The organism is uncultured Amnibacterium sp. (assembly GCF_964244015.1).
Taxonomy (GTDB): domain Bacteria; phylum Actinomycetota; class Actinomycetes; order Actinomycetales; family Microbacteriaceae; genus Amnibacterium.
Genome location: NZ_CAXTHO010000018.1, coordinates 15,582 through 26,167, shown reverse-complemented (window position 1 = coordinate 26,167; position 10,586 = coordinate 15,582). Strand labels below are relative to the sequence as shown.

The 10,586-nt window shown below is 71.5% G+C and carries 12 protein-coding genes; 9 read left to right on the top strand and 3 right to left on the bottom strand.

Going from position 1 to position 10,586, the window contains the following annotated elements:
• Positions 1 to 362 precede the first annotated feature (362 nt).
• From rpsB to ACFE67_RS03835, 9 genes are all read left to right on the top strand, one after another.
• Complete coding sequence (gene rpsB / locus ACFE67_RS03875) at positions 363 to 1,481, top strand: 30S ribosomal protein S2 (protein ID WP_375405559.1); 1,119 nt, start codon at positions 363 to 365, stop codon at positions 1,479 to 1,481.
• Between the two features lie 101 nt (positions 1,482 to 1,582).
• Positions 1,583 to 2,410: a translation elongation factor Ts gene (gene tsf / locus ACFE67_RS03870; RefSeq protein WP_375405558.1), complete on the top strand. Its 828-nt coding sequence runs from the start codon at positions 1,583 to 1,585 to the stop codon at positions 2,408 to 2,410.
• Between the two features lie 114 nt (positions 2,411 to 2,524).
• Entirely contained in the window at positions 2,525 to 3,223 is a 699-nt protein-coding gene (pyrH, locus tag ACFE67_RS03865) for a UMP kinase (RefSeq protein WP_375405557.1), read from the top strand.
• Positions 3,224 to 3,283: 60 nt separating this feature from the next.
• Entirely contained in the window at positions 3,284 to 3,838 is a 555-nt protein-coding gene (frr, locus tag ACFE67_RS03860; RefSeq protein WP_375405556.1) for a ribosome recycling factor, read from the top strand.
• Positions 3,839 to 3,841: 3 nt separating this feature from the next.
• Positions 3,842 to 4,864, top strand: a complete 1,023-nt coding sequence (locus ACFE67_RS03855; RefSeq protein ID WP_375405555.1) for a phosphatidate cytidylyltransferase — start codon at positions 3,842 to 3,844, stop codon at positions 4,862 to 4,864.
• Between the two features lie 7 nt (positions 4,865 to 4,871).
• The gene (locus ACFE67_RS03850) at positions 4,872 to 5,423 is read left to right on the top strand and encodes a DivIVA domain-containing protein (RefSeq protein ID WP_375405554.1); all 552 of its coding nucleotides are present in this window, start codon (positions 4,872 to 4,874) and stop codon (positions 5,421 to 5,423) included.
• Between the two features lie 100 nt (positions 5,424 to 5,523).
• A complete protein-coding gene (locus tag ACFE67_RS03845; RefSeq protein ID WP_375405553.1) occupies positions 5,524 to 6,177 on the top strand; it encodes a lytic transglycosylase domain-containing protein in 654 nt (217 codons plus the stop codon).
• A 7-nt stretch (positions 6,178 to 6,184) separates the two neighbouring features.
• Entirely contained in the window at positions 6,185 to 6,475 is a 291-nt protein-coding gene (locus tag ACFE67_RS03840; RefSeq protein ID WP_375405552.1) for a hypothetical protein, read from the top strand.
• Positions 6,472 to 7,206 carry an alpha/beta hydrolase gene (locus ACFE67_RS03835; protein WP_375405551.1) on the top strand — a complete coding sequence of 245 codons (735 nt, stop codon included), beginning with the start codon at positions 6,472 to 6,474 and terminating at the stop codon, positions 7,204 to 7,206. The genes ACFE67_RS03840 and ACFE67_RS03835 overlap by 4 nt, the downstream gene beginning before the upstream one ends.
• A gap of 38 nt (positions 7,207 to 7,244) precedes the next feature.
• On the opposite strand, the gene ACFE67_RS03830 is transcribed toward ACFE67_RS03835, so the two are convergent.
• From ACFE67_RS03830 to ACFE67_RS03820, 3 genes are all read right to left on the bottom strand, one after another.
• Entirely contained in the window at positions 7,245 to 8,318 is a 1,074-nt protein-coding gene (locus ACFE67_RS03830; RefSeq protein WP_375405550.1) for an AI-2E family transporter, read from the bottom strand.
• A gap of 10 nt (positions 8,319 to 8,328) precedes the next feature.
• Positions 8,329 to 9,750 (bottom strand): DivIVA domain-containing protein, encoded by a 1,422-nt coding sequence (locus ACFE67_RS03825; protein ID WP_375405549.1) that lies wholly within the window; start codon positions 9,748 to 9,750, stop codon positions 8,329 to 8,331.
• A gap of 499 nt (positions 9,751 to 10,249) precedes the next feature.
• Positions 10,250 to 10,534 (bottom strand): hypothetical protein, encoded by a 285-nt coding sequence (locus tag ACFE67_RS03820; RefSeq protein WP_375405548.1) that lies wholly within the window; start codon positions 10,532 to 10,534, stop codon positions 10,250 to 10,252.
• Between the last annotated feature and the right edge of the window lie 52 nt (positions 10,535 to 10,586).

The window sequence follows — 10,586 nt, the reverse complement described above, 5'->3', positions numbered from 1 at the left end:
GCCAGGCCCACGCGGGCGAGCCACCCACGACGACGACGGCGAGCAGCGCAGCGACCCGGAGCATCCACCCATCCTGACCACCGGGCACGCGTCCGACCCCCTCCTGCCCTGTGGAGGAGCGGATCCGAGGGACCCGGGGATCGGAAGGCCCGCAGCGGGCTGGTAGGCTGCTGGCCGCATCTCGCACGCGAGGTGACTTCGCGCGCCCATCATGCGCAGCACCGGCCATCGGTCCCTCCTGAGCTCGTCAGCGCAGGAGGGCGGCCGGTCCGCAGGGCGCCAGGGCCGGACCGCGCACCCGCACGTCCGGCGGACAACCGAGAACCGTGCTCCATCCGGAGCGCAGAGAAGGAGATGCGGCAGTGGCCGTCGTCACCATCCGCCAGCTGCTCGACAGCGGCGTCCACTTCGGGCACCAGACGAGGCGCTGGAACCCGAAGGTCAGGCGCTTCATCCTGACCGAGCGCTCGGGCATCCACATCATCGACCTGCAGCAGTCGCTGTCGTACATCGATAAGGCGTACGACTTCGTCAAGGAGACGGTCGCCCGCGGCGGCACCGTGCTGTTCGTCGGCACGAAGAAGCAGGCCCAGGAGGCGATCGCCGAGCAGGCGACGCGCGTCGGCCAGCCGTACGTGAACCAGCGCTGGCTCGGCGGTCTGCTCACGAACTTCCAGACCGTGCACAAGCGCCTGAACCGCCTGAAGGAGCTCGACCTCGTCGACTTCGACGACACGACCCGCGGCTACACGAAGAAGGAGCTGCTGATCCAGCGTCGCGAGCGCGACAAGCTCGAGAAGACGCTGGGCGGCATCCGCAACCTCGCGAAGACCCCGAGCGCGATCTGGGTCATCGACAGCAAGCGCGAGCACCTCGCGGTGAACGAGGCGAAGAAGCTCGGCATCCCCGTGATCGGCATCCTCGACACGAACGCCGACCCCGACGAGATCGCCTACCCGATCCCCGGCAACGACGACGCGATCCGCTCCGTCGCGCTGCTGACGCGCATCATCGCCGACGCGGCGGCCGAGGGCCTGATCCAGCGCCACCAGGGCACCACCCAGGCCGACGCCGAGCCGCTGGCCGCCTGGGAGCAGGAGCTGCTGCAGGCGTCGGACAGCGCCGAGCCGAGTGCGTCGGCGAGCCCGTCGCTCCAGGTCGAGCAGGTCGACGACCGGGTCACCGGAGCCACCGAGGACACCCAGGACCGGATCGACACGGTCGTCGCGGAGCAGGCGGACTCGACCGAGGCCGCTGCGGCCCCCGAGACCGCTTCCGAGCCGGTCGAGGAGAACGACGCGGATGCCCAGGCTGACGCCGATCTGACCGCCGAGGCGGTCGACGGTCTCGTCCCCGAGCACGCGCCGGAGACCGAGGAGCAGGTCGAGGCCGAGGAGCTCGCGAAGGCGACCCCCGCGCAGCGCCGCCCCAAGAAGGTCACCGACCCGGCAGCGACCGAGGACCCCGAGCCCTCCGTCTGAGAACCCGTTCCACCCCGGCCGGCGGCCGTCCGAGCAGCGAGACCTCGCAGCGTCGGGCGGCCGACGGCCGTTCCCACTGAACGACATGGAAGGAGTCAGTGATGGCCGCATTCAGCGCCGCTGACGTGAAGACCCTGCGTGACCGCCTCGGTGCGGGCATGCTGGACAGCAAGAACGCCCTCGTCGAGGCGGGTGGCGACATCGAGAAGGCCATCGAGATCCTGCGGGTCAAGGGACTGAAGGGCGTCGAGAAGCGCTCCGGTCGCGCGACGACCGCCGGCCTCGTGACCGGCACCGCCCAGAACGGCGTCGCGACCCTGATCGAGCTCGCCAGCGAGACCGACTTCGTCGCGAAGAACGAGCGGTTCCTCGCCCTGGCGTCGGAGGTGCTCGCTGCGGTCGCCGCCGCGGGTGCGACCGACATCGCCTCCGGCACCGCCGCGCCGCTGAACGGCACGACCGTCGGCGCCTACATCGACAGCGAGGCCGCCCTGCTCGGCGAGAAGATCGAGCTGCGCCAGGTCTCCCAGGTCACGGGTGACGACTTCGCCATCTACCTCCACAAGACCAGCAAGGATCTGCCGCCGCAGGTCGGTGTGGTGCTCGGCTACGCCGGCACCGACGCCGAGACGGCGCGGTCCGTCGCGCAGCACATCGCGGTCTACGACCCGAAGTACGCGACGCGCGAGGACGTGCCGGCCGAGACCGTCGAGCACGAGCGCTCGGTCCTCACCGAGACGACCCGCAACGAGGGCAAGCCCGAGGCGGCGCTGCCCAAGATCGTGGAGGGGAAGCTGACCGGCTTCTTCAAGGAGGTCGTGCTCGTCGACCAGCCCTACGCCCGTGACAGCAAGGTCGCGACCGGCAAGGTGCTGAAGGACGCGGGCCTCGAGGTGACCGGCTTCGCCCGCATCAAGGTCGGCGCCTAACCACTCCGCGCACCCTTCGTGTTTCAGGAGTTCTGGCAGCGCTCCGGCCGCCGGAACTCCTGAAACACGAAATGCGGGTTCCGGTAGCCTCGTCGACGGCCGAAGGGGGTCCGGATGCGTCGTGTCGTCTTGAAGCTGTCGGGTGAGGCGCTCGGAGGCGGCACGTTCGGTGTCGCCCCCGAGATCGTGCGGTCGATCGCCGCGCAGATCGCGCTCGCGTCGCAGGAGGTGCAGATCGCCGTCGTCGTCGGCGGCGGGAACTTCTTCCGCGGGGCGGAGCTGAGCCAGGCCGGCATGGACCGCACCAGGGCCGACTACATGGGCATGCTCGGCACGGTCATGAACGCGCTCGCGCTGCAGGACTTCCTCGAGCAGGCCGGTGTGCAGACGCGGGTGCAGTCCGCGATCTCGATGACGCAGGTCGCCGAGCCGTACATCCCGCGGCGCGCGATCCGGCACCTCGAGAAAGGTCGCATCGTGATCTTCGGCGCCGGCGCCGGGCTGCCGTACTTCTCCACCGACACGGTCGCCGCGCAACGGGCGCTCGAGATCCACGCCGACGAGGTCCTGGTCGCCAAGAACGGGGTCGACGGCGTCTACTCCGCCGACCCGCGGACGGATCCGACGGCCGTGAAGCTCGACTCCGTCACGTACGCGGAGGCGCTGCGCGAGGGGCTCAAGGTCGTCGACTCGACCGCGTTCAGCCTCTGCATGGACAACGGCATGGCGATGCGGGTGTTCGGCATCGAGGGCGTCGACTCGATCGGCGCGGCGATCCGCGGCGCAGACGTGGGCACGGTCGTCTCAGCCTGACGTCGATAGGATCTGCGGGGTTTTCCAGAGCGTGGTTTCGTTCAACGAGAGGGGTCGCCGGTGATCGCCGACGTGCTGCAGGAGGCGGGCGACCGCATGACCAAGGCGGTCGATGTGGCGAAGGACGACTTCAACACCGTCCGCACCGGCCGCGCGAACCCGGCGCTGTACCAGCGCATCCCCGTCGACTACTACGGGTCGGCGACGCCGCTCGGCCAGATCGCCAGCGTGCAGGCGCCCGAGGCGCGCATGCTGATCATCACCCCGTACGACAAGACCGCGCTCAAGGACATCGAGCGGGCCATCGCGACGGCGCCGAACCTCGGCGGGTCGCCCTCGAACGACGGCACGATCATCCGCGTCGTCATCCCCGAGCTGACCCAGGACCGCCGCAAGGAGTTCGTGAAGGTCGTCCGCGACAAGGGCGAGCACGCGAAGGTCTCGGTCAGGAACGTCCGCCGCACCGCGAAGGACGATCTCGATGCGCTCACCGGTGAGGTGAGCGACGACGAGATCGCGCGTGGCGAGAAGGAGCTGGAGGCGCTGACGAAGCGCCACGTCGACCAGATCGACGAGGCGTTGAAGCGCAAAGAGGCCGAACTGCTCGAGGTCTGACGGATGGCCGACGGCGGACCCGGGCCGGAGCGCCCGCGGCGGCCGCGGAACACCGCCGAGCTGCAGGAGCAGATCCGCGCGACTCGCGGGGACATCCGCGACCAGGTCAGAAGCACGCGGGCCCAGTTCGGTGAGGCCAACGCCCGCCTGACCGCGAGGACGGGTCGGAACCTGGTCGGCGCGATCGGGCTCGGCGTCGTGCTCGGCGCCCTGGTGATCCTCAGCCTGGTCATCTGGAAGCCGCTGTTCGTGATCCTGGCGATGGCGATGGTCGGCTTCGGCACCTCCGAGCTCGCGGTCGCCGTCCGTCACGCCGGGATCCGCGTGCCGAGGGTGGGTGCCGCGGTCGCCGGTGTGCTGGCGGTCCCCGTCGCCTACGTCTCGGTGCTGCCTGCACCCGATCAGGCGGCGACGTTCCACGACCTGCCGACCCCGCTGATCCCCGGCGGCTGGCTCGCCGCGATCGTGTTCGCCGTCGTCGTCGCCGTGCTCTGGCGGCTCGTGGAGCAGCTCGGTCGCGCGGTGCCGGCGAGGACGCTCGGGCGAGACGTGCTCGTGACCGCGTTCGTGCAGCTGTACCTCACCGGGCTCGGCAGCTCTGCGGTGGTGCTGCTCGCGCAGGACCGAGGGCAGTGGTGGACGCTGTCGTTCATCGTCGTGGTCGTGGTGAGCGACGTCTTCGCGTACACGACCGGTCTGCGGTTCGGCAAGCACCCGATGGCGCCGCGCATCAGTCCGAAGAAGACCTGGGAGGGGTTCTCCGGCGCAGCGGTCGCCACCGTCGTGATCGGCTCGGTGCTGTCGCCGCTCGTGCTGGACCGTCCGCTGTGGTTCGGCCCGGTGTTCGGCGCCGTGATCCTCGTGACCGGCACGCTCGGCGACCTGGGGGAGTCGATGATCAAGCGCGACATCGGCGTGAAGGACATGTCCTCGTGGCTGCCGGGCCACGGCGGCATCCTCGACCGCCTCGATTCGATCCTTCCTTCGGCCGCAGCGGCGCTGCTGCTCTACTTCGCGACCGCCTGAGTGCATCATGACCGCCATGCCGTCGACCTTCCCGCGTGAGCGCAACCGCCGCCTCGGCTACGACCCGCAGGAGGTCGACCGCTTCATCGCGGTCGCCAGGTCGGAGTTCGACCGCTCCGGTGGAGCGCTCCGCTCCACCGATATCCGGCAGACCGGCTTCACCATGCGGCGTGGCGGCTACGCGACGCCTGCGGTCGATGCCGCGCTCGAGCGGCTCGAAGACGCCTTCGCGGTCCGGGAACGCGATGCGGCGGTGCGCACCGGAGGGGAGCGGGCGTTCTACGCGGGGACCCGGCAGCTGGCCAAGGAGATCATCGGTCGGCTCGAGCGGCAGGACGGCAAGCGCTTCACCAGGGTCGGGTTCTCCCGGATCGGCTACTCGGTCGCCGATGTCGACCGTTTCGCGCGCGAGGCGCGGTCGTTCTTCGAGGACGGGTCCGACGTTCCGGTCGAGCGGGTGCGCTCGATCGCCTTCCGCCCGAAGCGCGGCGGCTACAGCGAGGCGCAGGTCGATCTGCTGATCGACGGCCTCGTCGAGGCGATGCTCTCCGTCCGCTGAGTCCCGAACCGGATGGGACCGGTGCGGCCGATGGGGCAGCGGGGTGGCGGGGTGGCGTCCGAGCCGCTCCCGAGCCCTCGGGTAGGGTGACCCGATCGTGATGAGCCAGACCGTCGACGCCCCGAGGACCCGGCCCGCTGCGGTGCCGGTGCGGCGGCGGTCGCGGAGCCGCTTCGTGCTCGGCCTGTTCGCCATGCTCGCCAGCGCGGGCATCGCGCTCGTCAGCGTCACGGATCCGTACGCCGGCGCGACGGCCGCCCCGTTCTACCAGCGGCCGGTGCTCGCGAAGGCGTCCGGAGTCCAGCGGTACACGATCGACGGCGGCTACGTGCTCGTCGACATCCGTCGTGACTCGTACCGGGTCGTCGATACCCCGGCGGCGGCGCCGGCCGCGGATGACGCCTCCTCGTCGTCGTCGGCCGCGAGTACCGGTGCGGCGAGCTACACCACCCCGGTCGGGACCGCGCAGACCTTCGCCGCGAGGGCGGTCGCGAAGCGCGGTTGGGCGCCGAGCGAGTTCAGCTGCCTCGTCAGCCTCTGGAACCGCGAGTCGGGCTGGAACACGCACGCCGCGAACCCGAGCGGCGCCTACGGCATCCCGCAGGCGCTGCCCGGCAGCAAGATGGCGAGCGCCGGCGGCGACTGGCAGAACAGCTACGAGACGCAGATCACCTGGGGGCTCGGGTACATCTCGGGGTCCTACGGCAGCCCCTGCGGCGCCTGGGCGCACTCGAACGCCTCCGGCTGGTACTGACCCCGCTGTGCCGCGCCGCAACAGTCCCCGCGGGCTCGGCCGCGACGACGACGACGATCCGCAGCCACTCCGCATCGGCGGGGGAGCGCGGCTCGAGCAGCGCGGCGGACGCTCCTGGCACGTCCAGCCGATCTCGGTCGCGCAGGCGCTGAAGCCCTACCGCTGCCCCGGCTGCGGCGGGGTGGTGCAGGAGGGCGTCGCGCACGTCGTCGTCTGGCGCGCGGACGGCGTGCTCGGCGATCAAGCCGATCTGGAGGCGCGTCGGCACTGGCACCTGCACTGCTGGCGGGGCGCATGACGAGCGAGATCGAGATCCGCAGCGCGACCGTGCTGCTGGCGGATCGGGAGGACGTCGCGTTCGACACGGCCGACGGGCTCACGCTGGTCGGCGAGCTCGCGGTGCCGCGGGATCGCGAACCGGTCGCCACCCTCGTCTGCCTCCATCCCCTCCCGACCCACAGCGGGTTCATGGACTCGCACGTGCTGCGCAAGGCGGCCGCCCGGCTGCCCGCGCTGGCCGATCTCGCGGTGCTGCGGTTCAACACCCGCGGCACATCGAGCCCGCGCGGCACGAGCGAGGGGGAGTACGACGGAGGGGGAGCCGAGCGGTACGACGTCGCGGCGGCGGTGTCCTTCGCGGCCGAGCGCGCCCTCCCGCACCCGTGGCTGCTGGGCTGGTCGTTCGGCACGGAGCTGGCGCTGAAGTACGGCCCCGACCACGCGGTCGACGGCGCGATCCTGCTGTCGCCGCCGCTGCACCGGACCTCCGAGACGGAGCTGACGCGGTGGAACCGGGGAGGTCGCGGCCTCGTCGTGCTCGTGCCGGAGCTCGACGACTTCCTCCGGCCGGCCGAGGCGCGGGAGCGGTTCGCGGCGGTGCCGGCGGCGGAGCTGATCGCGGTCGCCGGCGCCAAGCACCTGTGGGTGGGGGAGCCGTACGTCCGTCGCGTGCTCGACGAGATCGTCCGCGTCGTGAACCCGGCCGCGTACCCGCTCCCGACGACGGTGCGGTCCGACCTGGTGGTCTGACCGGTCCGCCCTACCGGCGGCGGTGCGGGTGGGTCGGGTCAGGCCTCGGCCTGGCGGGGGACGACCACCTGGTCGATGATCAGCAGCACCGCGGCGGCGACGGGGATAGCGATCAGCGCCCCGAGGATGCCGAGCAGGGTGCCGCCGACCAGCGCCGCGATCACCACGACGACCCCGGGCACCTTCACGGCGCGGTTCATGATGTTCGGGCTGAGCACGTATGCCTCCACCTGCATGTAGATCAGGTAGTAGACCGCCACGATCAGCCAGACCGGTGGCGCACCCGACACCGCGACCGGGCTGAGCACCAGCTGACCGAGCACGATCAGCACCGCGGCGGAGACCGTGCCCACGAGCGGGATCAGGCTGCCGAGGAACGCGATGAACGCGAAGACCGCCGGGAGCTTGCCGCCCACGTTCGTGGTGATCGTGAGGAAGACGAAGCTCAGCACACCGTTCACGAGCGCGAGCCCGACCTGCCCGATCACGTAGCGGCCGACGGACTGGAATATCTGCTCCGCGATGTTCGCGAACTGCTCCCGACGCGTCATGGGCACGAGGCGGTAGAGCGCCGATTTGAACTCGTGCATCGATGCGGTCAGGTACAGGGTGAGGATCACGACGATGACGGTGCCCGAGATGCCGCCGACGATGCCGACACCGACCGAGAGCACCCCGCCCGTGATCGACCCGACGTTCGTCTGCAGGTACGCCACCGCCTGATCGATCAGGTCCTGGACCTTGATGGACGGACCGACCGCGGTCTGCAGCTGGCCGATGAAGTCGTTCCAGCCCTCGTAGTGGCTGGCGAACTCGCCCACCTGCTGCACCAGGTTCGCGCCCTGGGAGACGATCGCCGGCACGATCAGGAACGCGATCGCGGTCAGCGCGCCGACCACCACCACGACGGCGATGAGCATCGCGAGCCACCGCGGGACCCGCAGGCGCTGCAGCTGGGTCACGAGCGGGTCGAGGCCGAGCGCGAGGAAGACGGCGGTCAGCACGTAGGTCAGGATCGTCGCCAGCTGCATGGCGGCGGAGCCGATCAGCAGCGCGACGAGCACGCCGAGCGTGACGATCAGCCCCGTCCTGAACGGGTTCTGGAGCTTCATCGCGGCCCGGTCAGGACTCGACGTCGACCGGCTGGGCGCTGCCGAGCGCACCCTTGAGCGACTCGAAGTAGTGGGCGATCCCGTCCCGCTCCTCGCGCAGCTCGGTCAGCCGCCGCTCGGCGTCGCGCACGAGCCGTGCGGACCGCTGCTCCGCCTCGGTCACGATCGCGTGCGCCGTGTCGCGCGCCGTGGCGACGAGCTCCGCCGCCTCCGACTGCGCGGCCTCGAGTGAGCGGCGGCCGTCCACCTCGATCTGCATCTGGAGGGCGTCCGCTTCGAGCCGCTTGTCGGCGGAGCGGCGCACGGCGTCGGCGAGCTGCGCGTTTGCGTCGTCGAGGTAGCGCTGCGTGGAGGCGACGGCCTCCTGGTGGCGGGCGAGGTAGTCCTGCTCGGCCTCGTCCCTCCTGGCCGTCAGCTCGACGTCGAGATCCAGGCGCGCCTGCTCGATCTCCAGCTCGGTCGCGTCGCGCCGCTCGGCGAGGTCCGCGGCGAGGGCGTTCGCGGTGGCCTCGTGCTCGCGGAGCTGTGCGCGGCGCAGCCCGTCGAGCTCGTCGAGCAGGTCCGCGCGCGCCGCTTCGGCCTCGCGCCCGAACGCGAGGCGGGCCGTCTCGGTCTCACGGGCGACGTCGGCGCGAGCGAGTTCCGCCTTCCTGGACAGATCGGCGTGGGCGCGCTCCACCTCGAGCCGCAGCTCGGCCCGGACCCGCGCGAGCTCCGCGTCCGCGTCGGCGCGGGCCGCGCCCAGCTCCCGGTTCAGCTCGGCGCGTGCGAACTCGGTCTCCCGCGTCAGGCGCAGCGCATCCTCCTTCGCCGCGGCGGTCTCCCGCTCCACGACGACGCGCAGCTCGGCGGCCTCGCGGTCCGCGCCGCTGCGCACGGCCGCGGCCTCGCGCTTCGCGGTGCCGCGCAGCTCGGCCGCCTCCGTCGCGACGGCGCCCCGGATGGCGGCGGCCTCGCGGATCGCGTCCTGCACGGTGGTCTCGGCCTGCAGCTCCGCCCGCTCGACCAGCTGGTCGGCCTCCGCCCTGGCGGACTCGAGCGTGGCGTCGGACTGCTCCTTCGCGTCGCCGAGCAGCCGCTCCGCGAGCTCGGCGGCCTCGATGCGGAGGCGGTCGACATCGGCCTGCGTGGCGGACCTGAGGCGCTCGGAGTCGATGTCCGCCTGCGAGATGACCCTCGTCGACTGCTCCTCCGCGAGGCGCAGGAGGCTCTCGAGCCGGTGGCCGAGCCCCGAGTAGGTCGGGCTGCCGACCTCCTCCAACTCGCCGTCGAGCTCGTCGACGCGCTGGCCGAGCCGCTTCACCTCGCGCTGCGCCTCGGCGAGCATCGAGTTCGCCTTGATCAGCTCGCGCCGCAGCTCCTGCATCGCACGATCGACCTCGTCGCGGTTGTAGCCGCGCATCGTCGTGGTGAAGCCGGACTCGTCGGACACGTGTCGCTCCTCGTCAGCCGAAGGTCGATGGGGCCGCGTGGCCCTGCCGCACGACCCGTCCGAGTGTAGGTGCGACGCCGGGGGCGCGCCCGCAGGCATCCGTCCCCGGGACGGGGGTGCGGTTATGCTGACCGGCGTTTCGGGGTCGAGCGGTGCGGGACCGCCGCCTGCGGAACGGATGCGGCTCGCGTGCGGTCCGTCCAGCCCGATCCACCGATCCCGACGGGACGAGAGGAGACGGTGTGCGCTTCGCGATCGCGTTGGTGACGCTGCTCATCGCCGGGGTGCTCATCGCCACCGGTGTCGCGCAGAGGACGGTGCTCAAGCCGGCCGACCACCTGACCGCCGTCGCGGACATCCCGTCCGACGTGCACTACGTGGTCGTACCGGGATCGGTGCTGCAGTCCCATGAGGGCCAGCAGCGCCTGCGCCTGTCGGGAGCCGCGGTGGCGTTCGCCTCCTACGCCCGCACGTCCGACGTCCGGGCGTGGCTCTCGGGTCAGCGGTACGCCGAGCTGGGCGTCGACGCCTCCGGAGCGATGACGAAGGCGATCGTGAAGACCGCCCCGGTGGTCGCGGGTCTGGAGGGCGGCACACCCGACCCGGACGGCGCCGACCTGTGGATCGCCCAGGATCGGTCGAGGGGCAGCCTCGACTGGCAGATCGACGTCCCGTCGACGATGTCCGTGCTCGTCGCATCGGACGGCGCCGCCGCCGCCCCCTCCGACGTGCGGCTGACCTGGCCGCTGAGGACGGCGACGCCGCTCGCGGTCCCGCTGATCATCGCGGGAGGTGTGCTGGCGGTCGTCGGGCTGCTGCTGTACGTGTGGGCGCTC

What these genes read in the sequence shown, in the direction of transcription:
- ACFE67_RS03830 (WP_375405550.1), bottom strand. Translation starts at nt 8,318, where the DNA reads ATGAAGCTCCAGAACCCGTTCAGGACGGGGCTGATCGTCACGCTCGGC.
- ACFE67_RS03845 (WP_375405553.1), top strand. Translation starts at nt 5,524, where the DNA reads ATGAGCCAGACCGTCGACGCCCCGAGGACCCGGCCCGCTGCGGTGCCG.
- ACFE67_RS03850 (WP_375405554.1), top strand. Translation starts at nt 4,872, where the DNA reads ATGACCGCCATGCCGTCGACCTTCCCGCGTGAGCGCAACCGCCGCCTC.
- ACFE67_RS03820 (WP_375405548.1), bottom strand. Translation starts at nt 10,534, where the DNA reads ATGATCAGCGGGACCGCGAGCGGCGTCGCCGTCCTCAGCGGCCAGGTC.
- ACFE67_RS03835 (WP_375405551.1), top strand. Translation starts at nt 6,472, where the DNA reads ATGACGAGCGAGATCGAGATCCGCAGCGCGACCGTGCTGCTGGCGGAT.
- ACFE67_RS03855 (WP_375405555.1), top strand. Translation starts at nt 3,842, where the DNA reads ATGGCCGACGGCGGACCCGGGCCGGAGCGCCCGCGGCGGCCGCGGAAC.
- pyrH (WP_375405557.1), top strand. Translation starts at nt 2,525, where the DNA reads ATGCGTCGTGTCGTCTTGAAGCTGTCGGGTGAGGCGCTCGGAGGCGGC.
- tsf (WP_375405558.1), top strand. Translation starts at nt 1,583, where the DNA reads ATGGCCGCATTCAGCGCCGCTGACGTGAAGACCCTGCGTGACCGCCTC.